This is a genomic window from Streptomyces sp. NPDC102402, from assembly GCF_044765765.1.
GTDB lineage: Bacteria > Actinomycetota > Actinomycetes > Streptomycetales > Streptomycetaceae > Streptomyces.
In genome coordinates this window covers 582808-597343 of sequence record NZ_JBIWKR010000001.1, presented here as the reverse complement: position 1 = coordinate 597343, position 14536 = coordinate 582808, and the positions used below count along the sequence as shown (strand labels likewise).

At 68.0% G+C, this 14536-nt stretch carries 8 protein-coding genes; 2 read left to right on the top strand and 6 right to left on the bottom strand.

Going from position 1 to position 14536, the window contains the following annotated elements; all coding sequences use genetic code 11:
* Window positions 1-10: 10 nt before the first annotated feature.
* From ACIRJR_RS02430 to ACIRJR_RS02420, 3 genes are all read right to left on the bottom strand, one after another.
* Window positions 11-1711, bottom strand: a complete 1701-nt coding sequence (locus tag ACIRJR_RS02430) for a serine/threonine protein kinase (RefSeq protein WP_403772565.1) — start codon at window positions 1709-1711, stop codon at window positions 11-13.
* Between the two features lie 133 nt (window positions 1712-1844).
* Entirely contained in the window at window positions 1845-4004 is a 2160-nt protein-coding gene (gene murJ / locus ACIRJR_RS02425; RefSeq protein WP_403772562.1) for a murein biosynthesis integral membrane protein MurJ, read from the bottom strand.
* Between the two features lie 49 nt (window positions 4005-4053).
* Window positions 4054-6351, bottom strand: a complete 2298-nt coding sequence (locus ACIRJR_RS02420) for a DUF6049 family protein (protein WP_403772558.1) — start codon at window positions 6349-6351, stop codon at window positions 4054-4056.
* A gap of 180 nt (window positions 6352-6531) precedes the next feature.
* On the opposite strand from ACIRJR_RS02420, the gene ACIRJR_RS02415 reads away from it, so the two are divergent.
* A complete protein-coding gene (locus ACIRJR_RS02415) occupies window positions 6532-7974 on the top strand; it encodes a CCA tRNA nucleotidyltransferase (RefSeq protein WP_403772555.1) in 1443 nt (480 codons plus the stop codon).
* A 135-nt stretch (window positions 7975-8109) separates the two neighbouring features.
* On the opposite strand, the gene ACIRJR_RS02410 is transcribed toward ACIRJR_RS02415, so the two are convergent.
* The 3 genes from ACIRJR_RS02410 to ACIRJR_RS02400 form a co-directional block, all read right to left on the bottom strand.
* Entirely contained in the window at window positions 8110-9399 is a 1290-nt protein-coding gene (locus tag ACIRJR_RS02410; RefSeq protein ID WP_403772552.1) for an MFS transporter, read from the bottom strand.
* Between the two features lie 81 nt (window positions 9400-9480).
* The gene (locus ACIRJR_RS02405; RefSeq protein ID WP_403772550.1) at window positions 9481-10563 is read right to left on the bottom strand and encodes an inositol-3-phosphate synthase; all 1083 of its coding nucleotides are present in this window, start codon (window positions 10561-10563) and stop codon (window positions 9481-9483) included.
* 58 nt (window positions 10564-10621) lie between these two features.
* Window positions 10622-11323, bottom strand: a complete 702-nt coding sequence (locus tag ACIRJR_RS02400) for a helix-turn-helix transcriptional regulator (protein WP_403772547.1) — start codon at window positions 11321-11323, stop codon at window positions 10622-10624.
* A gap of 386 nt (window positions 11324-11709) precedes the next feature.
* Between ACIRJR_RS02400 and ACIRJR_RS02395 the strand changes: the two genes are divergently transcribed.
* Window positions 11710-14406: a transglycosylase domain-containing protein gene (locus ACIRJR_RS02395; protein ID WP_403772544.1), complete on the top strand. Its 2697-nt coding sequence runs from the start codon at window positions 11710-11712 to the stop codon at window positions 14404-14406.
* The last annotated feature ends 130 nt before the right edge of the window (window positions 14407-14536 follow it).

Genomic DNA, 14536 nt, shown 5'->3' with positions numbered 1-14536 from the left:
CCTGATGCCGTCAGCTGGTGACCTTGATGTCCGAGATCTTGCCCCTGTAGTTCCCGTCGGAAGTCGGAGGCAGTTTGGTCAGCCAGACCAGAAGGTACCTTGCCTGCACGGGCTTGTCGGGCTTGAGGGCCACCTTTGTTCCGGATCCCGTGGCGACCTTGCCGAATCCGTCGGGCATCTGAGGAACGGACGAGTCTTTGGTGGTCCGCAGTTCGACGGCGGTGCTGCCACCGAGGAAGGAGACGTCGACCTTCCCCACCTGCTGGACCTTGCCGAGGTCGAGAACGACCCCGACGCCTTCCTTGAGGCGTCCGAAATCGGCGCTGAAGTAGCCGTCCGTGTTCCAGTAGGAGCTGGTGTCCCCGTCGTAGACGTTGTTTATCGAAGCGGGCTTCTCGGAACCGTCCACGCCGAGCGGATCGTAGTCCTGCGCCCCCTCGATGGTGACGGGCTTGCTGGGTGCGACAGCGCTCTTGTCGTCGCTCTTGTCCTCGGTGGTCTGGGTGGGGGCCGAGTCGCCCGAGTCCTTGCGCCGGTCGAGAACGGTTTCTGCGAGCTGCCAGCTGCCGAGGCCCAGGGCCGCGATGAGCAGCGCGGACACCGCCCACTTCAGTACCTTGCCCGTGCGGCTCTGAAGAGGCGCCGGAGGGGCTGTGATGACCGGCTGCGTGGCTGAGGTGGGACGCGCTGACGGGCGCCCGTACGTCCCCTGCTGGTACGTCGTGCGCTGGTACTCGGGTGGCGCCGTGAAGACCGGCTCGGGGGGGAGGATCCGCGGCATGGCCGCGACGGCCTTCGCGAGCTCGTCCGGGGTGGTGCAGGGCTGCTCCTGCCGCGATGCGGTGGCGCCGTCGTTGGCGAGCGCGCGCATGGCGAGCTCGGACAGACCGCGGTGGACGCCCGCGCGTACCTGGTCCGGGGCGATCAGCCCCAGGTCCTTGGGGAGCCCGGACAGGCCGTAGGCATCGCTCTCGTAGGGCCAGCGCCGGGTCAGGGCGGCATAGAGAAGCGCCCCGATGGCCTCGGTGTCCGTGCGGAGCGGCTGATCGGCGGTGATGCCGCGCAGAGCGGCGTTCACGGCCAGACCACGGATCCGGTACTGGCCGGTCGAGCTGCGCAGGACCGCTCCGGGGGTGAGGCGCAGATGCGCGAGCCCTTCGCGGTGTGCGGCGGCCATGGCCTGGGAGATCTGGCTCACGAGCTGATAGGCGTCGTGGGCCTCCAGGGGACCGGCCGAGAGCAGGGCCGTGAGCTCGGTGGCGTCGGGGAGCCACTCGTGGACGACATAGACGAGGTCATCCTCCTCCACGGCGTCCAGGACCTGGACGAAGCGGGGGTCGCCGAGCAGGGCGGAGGAGCGGGCCGCGGCCAGCACCGAGCGGGCACGCGGGTGGTCGGCGGGCAGCAGATGGACGCCTACCGCCCGCCGCAGCTTCTCGTCGACAGCGCGCCAGCTGCTGAATCCGTCCAGCCGGGTGACGCACTCCTCGAGGCGGTAGCGTCGTGCCAGTTTGTGACCGCTGTGCAGATCGGGAGACGCCGGCACGGCGTCCGAGCTGTCATGCCCGGTCACCGCGTCCTCGGCGCTCGTGCCCTCCGCGTCCTGGGTTTGTGCCGTCCCGTCGGTCGTGGCCGCGTCCGCCTTGGCGGTCAGCGGCTCGTCGCCGCTGTTGTCGGCCACGTCGACAGCAGCCGTGCTACGTTCCGCCACCGTCGTTCCTGCCTCCCCATCCGTTGCGCGATGCCAGCCAGCCAGCCCTGCACAGTCACGCCAATTGTGCCCACACTCCGGCGCTATGCACGACACGCGGTGCCCCGCGATGGTTGTGCGGTCCGGTGTGTGTTCAGCGCCCGAGCCGTCCTCGCACCATGCCGACCATGCCGTTGAGCTCCTCGATACGCATCTTCTTCGCCGCGACGAAGAAGATGCCCAGCAGGACCACGCTGCCACAGACCAGTGCCACCACCGAGCCGCCGGCCCCGTCACCAAGAGCCTGCAGGAGAGCGAAGCCCACCCCGCCGCCGACCACTGCCGCAGGGACCGCGGCCAGGCAGAGGCGGGCGTAGGTACGCACCACACGGGCCCCGTCGAGTCCGCCGCCGAGCCGGTTGCTGAGCCGACGCCAGGCGATGCCGACACCGACCGCGTAGGCCAGTCCGTAGGAGGCCGCCATTCCCACGACTGCCCACTGGGCCGGAAGAATCACGTAGCAGACGGCGGACGCCGCTGCGTTGACCGCTGCGACGATGACGGTGTTGTAGAAGGGGGTGCGGGTGTCCTCGTACGCGTAGAAGCCGCGCAGCACGACGTACTGCACGGAGTACGGGATGAGGCCGAGACCGAACGCCATCAGGATGAAGCCCATGGACCGCGCGGCCTCGGTGCCGCTGGAGGCGTAGAGCAGGGTGCACATCGGCAGGCCGAGCGCGAGGAAGGTGAAGGCCACCGGCACGATGGCCACGGCAGAGTTGCGCAGACCCTGCGAGATGTCGTCGCGGACCGCCCCGGGGTCGTTGTCATGGGCGGCACGCGAGATGCGGGGCAGCAGGGCGGCCATGACCGACACCGTGATGATGGCCTGCGGCATGCCCCAGATCAGCTGGGCGTTCGAGTAGGCGAGGAAGCCGGAACCGTCCTTGCCCGAGGCCTCGCCCGCGGACGTCGCGAGCTGTGTGACGACCAGCACGCCCGCCTGGTTGGCGAGGACGAACAGAACCGTCCACTTGGCGAGCTTGATCGTCTTTCCGAGCCCGTGGCCCTTCCAGTCGAAGCGGGGACGGAAACGGAATCCGGCTTCGCGGAGATAGGGAAGCATCGCCAGGGCCTGGACCACGAGGCCGAGCAGTGTGCCGACGCCGAGCAGCCGGATGCCCTCCGGCGGGATCGTCTCCACACCCATCCGGGATTCGGCGGAGGTGCCGTAGACCCAGATGAACAGACCGAACGTGAAGATCATGACGATGTTGTTGAGGACCGGGGTCCACATCATCGCGCCGAACTTTCCACGGGCGTTGAGGATCTGGCCCATCACCACGTGAACGCCCATGAAGAAGATGGTGGGCAGGCAGTAGCGGGCGAAGGTGACCGCCACGGTGTTCGACGGAGGGTCGTTCGCGATGGTGCTCGACATGAGGTGCACCAGCTGCGGCGCCGCGAAGACGGCGATCGCGACGATCAGGCCGAGTGCGACCATGACGAGCGTCAGCAGCCGGTTGGCGTACGCCTCACCCCCGTCCTCGTCATCCTTCATGGACCGGACGAGCTGGGGAACGAAAACCGAGTTCAGGCCGCCGCCGACGGTGAGGATGTAGATCATCGTCGGCAGGGTGTACGCGATGGTGAAGGCGTCACCGAGGACCGCCGCACCCAGCGCGGCGGTGATCACCAGGCTGCGGACGAAGCCGGTCAGCCGGGACACCAGGGTGCCGGCCGCCATCAGCGCGCTCGACTTCAGTATCCCCGCGGCTTTGCCGCCGGACTTCGGCGGAACGGGTGCCGGAGCGGCCTCGGGCTCCGCAGGCGGACCCGGGGGGCGCCCCGACCCCTCCTGGTCACGGAAGAGGTGGGCGAACGCGTCCTGCTCGCCGCGGTCCCCCGAAGCCTGCGTGACCAGATCGTCCACCCCTACGTACTGAGTGGTCCCGGCGTTGTCCCCGTAGGGAAGGTGCCGGGAGGGGCCTGCGGGCTCCGGTGGCGGCGTCTGGGCCCAGATGCGGGGGTCGGGGGCGTACTGGGCTGCGGGAGGCTGCTGGTAGAGGGCCTGCGGCTCCTGGTAGGTGCCCGGAGGCGGTGGAGGGTGCGAGGCGCGGTCGTAGAGCGCCTCGGCCACAGGATCCTGTGAGGCGAGGTCCTGAGCCCGGTACGGATCGTGGTCGTACGCGTGCTGCAGGTACGGGTCGGGTGCCTCCCCGTCCTGGCCGGCGCCCGGGGGCACCGGCGGACCGCTGGAAGACCCAGCCCCGCCCGCGCCCTGTCCGCGGTCACCGTCGTACGGCGCGTTCATCGAAACCCCACCTCATTGTCCCCGGCCGACAGGCCCCGACAGACATCGCTCAACGGTCCACTTTCTCACCCGGGCCCGACGCGCTACCGCTTTCCGGACCGGTGTCCGGCGCCGGGTCACTCGGCTGCTCGGGTTCACCGCCGTTGCCGTCCACCGCTCCGCCCGCGACCGTGCGCTTGCGGTGGGTGTACATCCTGATGCCGGCCAGGACCAGCAGCAGCAGCCCGCCCGCGATGACCAGGAGCACCGTCGGCGTGACCTCCGAGACCTTCACCGTGAAGGTCATCTCCTCGCCGTACGGAGCGCCGTCCTCGGTGAAGAGTCGCGCCGTCACCTGCGCCTGTCCGTTGGCATTGGCCGCGGCGTCGAACTTCACGGACTGGCTGTGCCCGCCCGCGATCTCGACCGGTTCCTCGGCGACAGCTCGGCCGTCGTTGAGCTTGAGACGTGTCGCGTTGCCCGACGTCAGACGGAGGACCAGGTGATCGACACCCTGGACCAGCTTGTTCTGCACGGTCACGGGGATCGTCGCGCTGCGCCCGGACAGGGTCAGGTCCGACTTCGTGATCAGCTGGACCTCGTTGGTGAGGCCCTGCAGGTAGGTGCGGACCGCGTCACGGTACTGCTGTGCCTCCAGCGGCCTGCCGCGCCACGACGTCGAGACGGCGCGGTTGATCGCGTTTCCGAACGGGGTGACCACCCGGTCGGGCTGGGTGAGGATGATCTGGAAGCTGTCGAGCGAGTCCTGAGTCGTCCTGATGTCCTGGAACGCCTGGGTGGGCAGCTCCTGGCTCCGCAGCCTCTTCGGGTACTGCGAGGCGGCGGGCACCTTGGTGGTGGCCTGTGCGTCCGGCTTCTGCTCGGCTGCCGCTGCGAGGTCGACGGGCTGGGTCCAGCGTTCGGCTGTGAGCGTCTGGAGGGCGCGCGCCATGGCCTGTGCCTGGCCGGCGGTGGGTGTCCGCTGCGGGGCCACGACGATGCTGCGTTCGTTGTCGGGGGCCTGCTCGGTCAGTGCCAAGGTGTGAGCGAGGAACTTCTGGACGGCGAGCGTCGAGGCCCCGGCCTTCGTCATGTCTCCGGTGAACGCGGTGGAGAGCCGGTGGTCCGAGACGAGGGCGGTGGTTCCCCCGCCGATCGGGCGGGCAGCCGTCGGCGTGTAGGGCAGCCCGGCCGTCTCCTTGAGGCTGTCACTGCGGGCGATCACCTTGTGCGCGCCGGCGGATGTGGCGACGTCGACCACTGAGGGATCGATCGCACCGTCCACCGGCCACGCGAAGTCCGTGGACGGCTTCACATGGAGGACGGTCTCCACCGTCGTCCCCGCGACCTCGGTCGCCGTCTGGAGATGACTGAGGGCGCCCGAGACGTTCTTGCCCCGGTGGGCGATCGACGCGAGGTCGGGGTCGGCGAACGGCAGGGCCACGACCTTTCCGTCCTGTACGGCTGCCTGCAGATCGGTCAGCCACTTCTTGGCGATCGTCTGGTTCGTTCCCGCGACCGTGGTGTTGCCGGCCTTGACCCGGTAGTTCTTCGTCATCGCGTCGACAGAGGCGAGCAGGTCCGGGTCGATCACCCACGTGACAGGGAGCTGGCGCCCGAGCGAGACCATCTGCTCCAGGCGTCCGCCCGGAGCGAGCTCGAGGGCCAGATCGTCGTTGGCGAACACCGGGGTCTGCTGTTCGTCGGAGCCTGTCTCGGCGGTGACGTGAGCTGACGCGATGAGCGGCCAGAGGAAGGTGAGCTTGGTCTTGCTGTCGGTGTCCTCCGGCTGCCACGGCAGGAAGGTCCGCTGGATACCGAGCACCTGGTCGTACGCGTAGTCGGTGGTCCGGCCCGTCAGGGACACCCCGAGCTGGTAGACGCCATCGGCGCCCAGGTCCAGCTTGTCCACCGGGACGGCGAGTGTGAAGTCCTGGCTGACGCCGGAGGCGAGCTTGGGAACCTTCAGCGTGTACGAGCCGCCGAGCCTGGCCGGGTCACTGCCGGGCAGGTACCCCGTGCGCTTGGCCGTCTCGTCGATCGTCCCCCTGCCGGAGAGCCTCGGCCCGACGCGCAGGTCGACCTCGGCGTCCGTGACCGTCTTCCTGCCCCTGTTGGTCAGGGTGCCGGAGACGGTGAGGGTGTCGCCTTCGGTCGGTGCGCTGGGGGCGAGCGTGTCCAGGGACACATCGACGGTGCGTGATCCGGTCGGGGCTTTCGCCGCCGTCCCGGCCTGAGCCGAGGGCGCTGCGGGACCGGCCAGGAGGCCGGCGATCAGCGGTGCCCCGACGATCAAGGAGGCCGTGCGCCGGAGCCACCGGCGGGCAGGGGAGGGATTCATCCCCTGAAAGTCTGCCGCCTCGGCCACGCGTATCCGTCCCTCGTCGTCGTCAGCTGGTGCCGGCCCTGCCGGTCTCTGCGTCCCCGCATGGTAACGATGCGCCCGATGCCTGAGTGCCGGGGACCGTGCCACATGATCGGGAGAGTCTCGCAGGGCCACAAGAAACGATGACGCCCGGGCCGGTCCGGGCACGTACCCTTTTCTGTTGTGTCGAACGCCAACGAAGACAGCCCCCGTGCACTGAGCCAGGTGCAGCACCGCGCAGTCAGTGAACTGCTGCGGGTGTCCCCCGTCGCCGACGACCTCGCCCTGCGATTCCAGGAGGCCGGATTCGGCCTCGCCCTGGTCGGCGGGTCGGTCCGCGACGCACTGCTCGGCAGGCTCGGGAACGACCTGGACTTCACGACCGACGCCCGCCCGGAGGACGTACTCAAGATCGTCCGGCCTTGGGCCGACTCGGTCTGGGAGGTGGGCATCGCGTTCGGCACCGTCGGCTCGCAGAAGGACGGATACCAGATCGAGGTCACGACCTACCGGTCCGAGGCGTACGACAGGACCTCCCGCAAGCCCGAGGTCTCCTACGGCGACTCGATCGAGGAAGATCTCGTACGCCGTGACTTCACGGTCAACGCCATGGCCGTCGCGCTGCCGCAGAAGGAGTTCATCGACCCGCACGGTGGGCTCGACGACCTCGCCCAGCGTGTCCTTCGCACACCGGGCACACCGGAGGCGTCCTTCTCCGACGACCCGCTGCGCATGCTGCGTGCCGCCCGCTTCGCCGCACAGCTCGACTTCGAGGTCGCTCCCGAAGTCGTCAAGGCCATGACGGACATGGCGGGACGCATCGAGATCGTCTCGGCCGAACGGATCCGCGAGGAACTCAACAAACTGCTGCTCTCCAGCCACCCCCGCAAGGGACTGGGGCTCCTCGTGGACACGGGCCTGGCCGACCATGTGCTGCCCGAACTGCCCGCGCTGCGCTTGGAAAGTGATGAGCATCACCGTCACAAGGACGTCTACGAGCACTCCCTGACGGTCCTGGAGCAGGCGATCGATCTGGAGGAGGGCGGTGCGGACCTCGTGCTGCGCCTCGCGGCCCTGCTCCACGATGTCGGGAAGCCGAGGACGCGGCGCTTCGAGAAGGACGGCCGGGTCTCGTTCCACCACCACGAGGTGGTCGGAGCCAAGATGGCCAGGAAGCGCATGACCGAGCTCAAGTACTCCAACGAGATGGTCAGGGACGTCTCGAAGCTGGTGGAGCTGCACCTGCGCTTCCACGGGTACGGCGACGGCGAATGGACCGACTCGGCGGTGCGCAGGTACGTGAGGGACGCGGGCCCGCTGCTGGACCGCCTGCACAAGCTGACGCGGTCCGACTGCACGACGCGGAACAAGCGAAAGGCGAACGCCCTTTCACGCACCTACGACGGTCTCGAGGAGCGGATCGCTCAACTGCAGGAGCAGGAGGAGCTGGATGCGATCAGGCCCGACCTGGACGGCAACGAGATCATGCAGACCCTGGACGTCGGCCCTGGTCCCGTGATCGGCAAGGCCTATGCGTTCCTTCTGGAGCTGCGTCTGGAGAACGGGCCCATGGACCGTGAGGCCGCAGTCGCCGCCCTCAAGGACTGGTGGGCCGCACAGAGCTGAGGGGCATCGCGGTCACCTGCCCACGGTGTCGGGCTCTGAGAGCTCCCCTGTTTCACGTGAAACAGGATGACGACCTCGGCAGGGCGGTCTGCGGGCAGAGTGAGAGGGGCGTTGTTTCACGTGAAACAACGCCCCTCATTCTTTGCTGTCGGCGCGCTGAAGCGCGAGGCTGACACGTCGCCGGCGGAACATGGCGACCGAGACAAGGGCGTAGAGCACCGCCACGGTGAGCACGACGACGACGGACTCCCCGTCAGCGGGAAGCACAAGGGCGGACATTGCCGCCGCGGCCACGAAGGCGACGTTGAACAACACGTCGTAGAGCGAGAAGACACGGCCTCGGTAGGCGTCGTCCACGGAGGTCTGCACCTCGGTGTCCGTCGCGATCTTCGCCCCCTGAGTCACGAGCCCGAGCACGAAGGCCGCCGCCAGCATCGGAGCGGGGGCGAAGGGAAGGCCGAGCGCCGGCTCAAGGAGGGCCGCTGCTCCGGCGCAGCCCGCCAGCCAGCCGTACCGTCCGAAGCGTCCGACCGCCCAGGGGGACAGCAGAGCGGCTGCGAAGTACCCGGCGGCTGAGGCGCCGAGCGCGAGGCCGAGGAGGGCCAGGCCGTCGGACTCCCCGTCTGACCAGGCGTAGCGGCAGAGCATCAGCACCATCACGGTCAGTGCCCCGTAGCAGAAGCGGAGCACTGTTATGGCGGCGAGTGCGTGGGCCGCGTCCCTCCGCTCGGCCAGATGGCGCAACCCGGCGACGAGGCCCCGGGAGGTAGTGGTGAGTGCTTCCCGTAGCGGGACATGGTGCAGCCCGCGATCCGGTCCGAGGAGGGTGCGGGGCAGGGTCAGGGAGACCAGTGCGGAGAGAAGGTAGAGGACCGCGCCGAGCATGACCACCGAGGCATCGGACCCGCCTGTCAGGAGGCTGATGGCCAGGGCGAGGCCTCCGCCCGCGGTGGCGGCCAGTGTGCCGGCCGTCGGTGAGAGCGAGTTGGCGATGACGAGTCGTTCGGCGTCGACGACGCGTGGCAGCGCGGCCGACAGCCCTGCCAGCACGAAACGGTTGACGGCCGTGACGCAGAGGGCCGAGGCGTAGAAGAGCCAGTCCGGTACGGAACTCAGGAGCAGCAGGGCCGTACAGCAGGCCAGCGTGGCGCGCAGCAGGTTCCCGTACAGGAAGACCTGGCGGCGGGGCCAGCGGTCGAGCAGGACTCCCGCGAACGGGCCGATCAGGGAGTACGGGAGCAGCAGCACGGCCATGGCCGAGGCGATGGCTCCCGGCGTCGTCTGGTTCTCGGGTGAGAAGACGACGTAGGTGGCGAGCGCGACCTGGTAGACGCCATCGGCCGACTGCGAGAGAAGTCGTACGGCGAGCAGGCGACGGAAGTTCCGAAGGCGCAGGAGTACGCCCAGATCACGCACGACAGGCATGTGTGCAAGGGTCACACACGTGGGGGGCCTCCGGGCGGATTGCCGGTGGCCCCCCACAGGGTGAAGCGGTGACCGGCCGGGTCAGCGCTCGACGTCGCCGCTGATGAACTTCTCGACGTTCTCGCGGGCCTCGTCGTCGAAGTACTGGACCGGCGGAGACTTCATGAAGTACGAGGAGGCCGAGAGGATCGGGCCGCCGATGCCGCGGTCCTTGGCGATCTTCGCGGCGCGCACGGCGTCGATGATGACACCCGCGGAGTTCGGGGAGTCCCAGACCTCGAGCTTGTACTCCAGGTTCAGCGGGACGTCACCGAAGGCACGGCCCTCGAGGCGCACGTACGCCCACTTGCGGTCGTCCAGCCAGGCCACGTAGTCCGAGGGGCCGATGTGGACGTTGTCCGCACCGAGCTCGCGGTCACGGATCTGCGAGGTGACGGCCTGCGTCTTCGAGATCTTCTTGGACTCCAGGCGCTCACGCTCGAGCATGTTCTTGAAGTCCATGTTGCCGCCGACGTTCAGCTGCATCGTGCGGTCCAGGATGACGCCGCGGTCCTCGAAGAGCTTCGCCATGACGCGGTGCGTGATGGTGGCGCCCACCTGGGACTTGATGTCGTCGCCGACGATCGGGACACCGGCCTCGGTGAACTTGTCGGCCCACTCCTTGGTGCCGGCGATGAACACCGGGAGGGCGTTGACGAAGGCGACCTTGGCGTCGATGGCGCACTGCGCGTAGAACTTCGCAGCCACCTCGGAACCGACGGGCAGGTAGCAGACGAGGACGTCGACCTGCTTGTCCTTGAGGATCTGGACGATGTCGACGGGGGCGTCGGCGGACTCCTCGATCGTCTCGCGGTAGTACTTGCCCAGACCGTCGTGGGTGTGGCCGCGCTGAACGGTCACGCCTGTGTTCGGCACGTCGGCGATCTTGATGGTGTTGTTCTCGCTGGCGCCGATGGCGTCCGCGAGGTCGAGGCCGACCTTCTTCGCGTCGACGTCGAAGGCGGCGACGAACTCGACGTCACTCACGTGGTACTCGCCGAACTGAACGTGCATCAGACCGGGCACCTTGCCGGCCGGATCGGCGTCCTTGTAGTACTCGACGCCCTGCACCAGCGAGGCGGCGCAGTTGCCCACGCCGACGATGGCTACGCGAACCGAACCCATGCCGATTGCTCCCTGTTCTCGGTGTTCCCTGATGACGTCTTGCGGATCTTCAGGGGTGTCACTTGGTGTCGTCGGACGGATCCGGCCGGGTGTCGTCCCGGTACCGGGGCAGGCCGCCCGTCTCTCCTGATGTGTCCTGCTGAGTGGAGCCCTCGGGCGAGGACCGTCGCTGGTCCCGTCCCGACCGCTCGCTCTCGATGAGCTCGTTCAGCCAGCGCACTTCGCGCTCCACGGACTCCATGCCGTGTCGCTGCAGCTCAAGCGTGTAGTCGTCGAGTCGTTCACGGGTGCGGGCGAGAGAGGCGCGCATCTTCTCGAGCCGCTCCTCCAGCCTGCTGCGGCGCCCTTCGAGCACGCGCATCCGCACCTCGCGCTCCGTCTGCCCGAAGAAGGCGAAACGAGCCGCGAAGTGCTCGTCCTCCCAGGCGTCGGGGCCGGTGTGCGAGAGCAACTCCTCGAAGTGCTCCTTACCTTCTGCCGTCAACCGGTAGACGATCTTGGCCCGGCGTCCGGCCAGCGAAGAGGCGGGAGCGACCCCGCGACTTGTGGCAGGCGGCAGAACCGGGACGCTGCCCGGCTCCTCGATCAACCAGCCACTGGCGACCAGCGTCTTGAGGCAGGGATAGAGAGTGCCGTAGCTGAAGGCGCGGAAGATCCCCAGCGACGTGTTGAGGCGCTTGCGCAGCTCGTACCCGTGCATAGGGGACTCGCGGAGCAGGCCGAGTACGGCGAATTCGAGGATGCCGGAGCGTCTGCTCACCTTCGCCTCCTCCTTCGCCTGGTGCCCCCGCGGGCCGATGGGCCCACCTTATGCCGTGCTGATGTATCGACTCGATACATCAGCACGATAGATCGACTCGTGATGTTCGACAAGGGGGCGGTTCGTGAGCGGCGTCACATCCCCGATTCATAGGGAGTGACTTGCGTAATTTGGGGTGAAGTTCGGTCCCCGGAGGTTTTTGACCGTGCGTAGTCTGTGCGGCATGCAGACCACCGGGAACCGTGAGGCGCCACCGTGCGTCAGTATTCGCGGACTGCCGGATGTATCGCGGGTGAGCCTTCCGCAGGGCTTGTCCGTAATTCGGGGGGACCGGATCTCAACTGCCGCTTCCAGGCGCTCTCGCCTGCCCGAGGAGTAGTCGTTCGATGAGCGAGCACCGTCGCAAAGCGCCGCAACCACAAGGTGGCGGGCGCGCAGCGGCCAGACGAGCCGCCCAACAGCCTGCCGGACGCCGCAGTGACGCGTCACGCAGAGCAACGCAGGAATCACCGTCAGCAGCGCATGGTGAGGAGCCGTCGTACGGCAGCCGAGCCGAGGCGCGTCGAGCCGCCCAGCGCGGCGGGGGCCGGCGCCGCGGAGGCGGTGACAGCGGCGGTCACGAGGGCCGCGGCCGGGGTCGCGCGGACTCCGGGAAGAAGCGCTTCATCGACTACCCGCGGGTCGGTAAGTACGGCTTCCGCCGCTGGGTCCCGTCGTGGAAGCTGGTCTCCGGCCTGTGCCTGGGTTTCCTGGGCCTCATGATGGGTGCGGCCGGCATCGCGTACGCGATGGTGGTGCCACCCAAGGTCCTCGACGCCGCCAAGGCGCAGAACAACGTCTACTACTGGGCCGACGACACCCAGATGGTCGCCACAGGCGGTTCCGTCAACCGCCAGAAGCTCGAGTACGCCCAGATTCCCCCAGCGATGCGGAACGCCGTCATCTCGGCTGAGAACAAGTCGTTCGACACGGACCGCGGCATCGACCCCATGGGCATCGCCCGCGCCGTGTGGAACATGGCGAAGGGAGGCGAGACCCAGGGCGGTTCGACGATCACCCAGCAGTACGTGAAGAACTCCATGCTCTCCCAGGACCAGACACTGAGCCGCAAGGTCAAGGAACTCTTCATCACGCTCAAGGTCGGCGAGACGGTGAGCAAGCCGAAGGTGATGGAGGGCTACCTCAACGTCTCCTACTACGGCCGGGGTGCGTCGGGACTCCAGGCGGCAGCACGCGCGTACTACAACAAGGACGCCGCGGACCTCGACGAGAGCCAGTGCGCCTTCCTCGCGACGCTGCTCAAGGGTGCGAGCTACTACGACCCCGCGGGCGCCCCTGAGGTCGACAAGGTGGCGGCCTCGGCAAAGGCGAACACGGAGCGTGCCAAGGAGCGCTGGAGCTGGATCCTCGACGAAATGGTCAAGGACAAGAAGCTGAGCGCGGCCAAGCGGGCGACGTTCGACGAGTTCCCCATGCCGATCCAGCCGAGGAAGGACGCCAAGCTGGGCGGCCAGACCGGATACCTGGTCGAACTCGCGACCAAGTACTTCCTCGCGCACAACACGGAGAACGTCACCGAGAAGGAACTGGCCCAGGGCGGATACGAGATCCACACGACCTTCGACAGGAAGAAGGTCGCGAGTCTCGAGAAGTCCATCCAGGCGGTCTACAAGGCCGAGATCGACACGGATAAGCGTCCTGACGAGGACACCCACGTCGAGTTCGGTGGCGCGTCGGTGGACACCAAGACGGGCGCCATCGTCGCCACGTACGGCGGCCAGGACGCGACAGAGCACTACACCAACAACGCCGACGCGACCGGTGCGCAGGTCGGCTCGACGTTCAAGCCGTTCGTGCTGGCCGCCGCGATGGAGTACGGGAAGCGCAATCCCGGGCTCCAGAAGGAGCAGAGTGCGTCGGAGCGCACGCCCGTCTCTCCGAAGAGCATGTACAACGGCGACAACAAGCTGAAGATCACCAACTACGACGGCACCGTCTGGTTGAACGACGACAACAAGGAGTGGCTCCAGACCAATGACGGGGACGAGAGCTACGGGGACATCAGCCTCCGCTATGCCATGGAGCGCTCCGCCAACTCCCCGTACGTCCAGCTCGGGATGGACGTCGGCACCGACAAGGTGAAGCAGGCGGCGATCGCCGCGGGGCTGCGCGACGACGAATACATGGCGGATGCGAGTGTCCCTTCCTTCTCCATCGGCACCTCCTCGCCGAGTGCCATCCGGATGGCAGGCTCGTACGCCACCTTCGCCACCAGCGGCAAGCAGCGGGAACCCTTCTCGGTCACCGAGGTCAAGCACGACGGGGCGGTCATCTACCAGCACGAGACGAAGACCGAGCCCGCCTTCCCGAGCGTCGTCGCGGACAACGTGACCGACGTGCTGAAGAACGTCGTCGAGAAGGGGACGGGTAAGCCCGCCCGGATCCCTGGACGCGATGTGGCCGGCAAGACGGGTACCACGGACGGCAACAAGTCGGCGTGGTTCGTCGGCTACACCCCGCAACTGTCCACCGCCGTGAGCATGTTCCGCATGGACGACGACGAGACGAAGAAGAACCGCAAGTTCCTGGAGATGTACGGGACGGGCGGTGAGACCTCCATCCACGGTGCCTCGTTCCCCGCGCAGATCTGGCACGACTACATGACGGAAGCGGTGAAGGGCTCGAAGGTCGTCAGCTTCCCGAAGCCGGAACCGTACGGTGACACGGTCTTCGGCGGTGGCGCGGTCAGTCCCAGCCCCACGCCGAGTCCGACGCCGTCGCCCTCGGAGTCCAGCGAGACGCCGCCGCCGCCGTCTCCCACTCCGTCGTCCCCGTCCCCCACGCCGAGCGAGACGTGCGCGCCGCTCGACTGGGAGTGCAGGAACAACCAGAACGGCGGTACCACCAACGGCAACGGCAACGGCAACGGCACCGAAGGGACCACGGACGGGTCGACCGACGGTGGTACGGACGCCGGCACCACGGACGGTGGTACGGACACCGGGACCTCCGAAGGCACGACGGAGGGTACGACGGAAGGCGACGAGAATGGTCGCGGCGGGATCTTCGGCGGCGGCGGGTAGCACCACCGGGGACGACGCCGTGGCCTCCGGGAAACCCCCTCGGAGACCGGCCGGAGACAGACGATGAGGGCCGCCGCACCTGCCAGGTGCCGGCGGCCCTCGTCGTGTGTCCTGGACGTGGGCCACGCCC

Coding starts and splice junctions, on each gene's coding strand:
- murJ (WP_403772562.1), bottom strand. CDS start 4,004: ATGAACGCGCCGTACGACGGTGACCGCGGACAGGGCGCGGGCGGGGCT.
- ACIRJR_RS02410 (WP_403772552.1), bottom strand. CDS start 9,399: ATGCCTGTCGTGCGTGATCTGGGCGTACTCCTGCGCCTTCGGAACTTC.
- ACIRJR_RS02405 (WP_403772550.1), bottom strand. CDS start 10,563: ATGGGTTCGGTTCGCGTAGCCATCGTCGGCGTGGGCAACTGCGCCGCC.
- ACIRJR_RS02395 (WP_403772544.1), top strand. CDS start 11,710: ATGAGCGAGCACCGTCGCAAAGCGCCGCAACCACAAGGTGGCGGGCGC.